Genomic DNA, 385 nt, shown 5'->3' on the forward strand with positions numbered 1-385 from the left:
CAAGGTCAAGGCGGTACTGGGCGACAACGCGCCGCTGGACTCGTGGGACCTGATCTTCAAGCCCGAGTACATGAGCAAGCTGAAAAGCTGCGGTGTAGCGGTGCTGGACAACGGCCCCGAACTGCTGCCGATTGCCCTGCACTACCTGGGCCTGCCGCACCACAGCCAGAACCCGGCAGACTACGACAAGGCCAAGGCGCTGTTGATGCAGGTACGGCCCTACATCAGCTACTTCCACTCCTCGAAATACACTGGCGACCTGGCCAACGGCGATGTCTGCGTGGTGGTGGGCTTCTCGGGGGATGTGCTGCAGGCGAAGAACCGCGCCGAAGAGGCGCACAACGGCGTCAAGGTGGGCTATTCGATACCCAAGGAAGGCGCGCCC

Annotated in this window: 1 protein-coding gene; it reads left to right on the top strand. The window is 62.6% G+C overall.

What is annotated here, in order from left to right:
• Window positions 1-385: type 2 periplasmic-binding domain-containing protein (locus QWI17_RS00820; RefSeq protein WP_502553134.1), on the top strand; the 385-nt coding region annotated here is incomplete at both ends.

The organism is Gilvimarinus gilvus (assembly GCF_030518155.1).
Lineage (GTDB): Bacteria > Pseudomonadota > Gammaproteobacteria > Pseudomonadales > Cellvibrionaceae > Gilvimarinus > Gilvimarinus gilvus.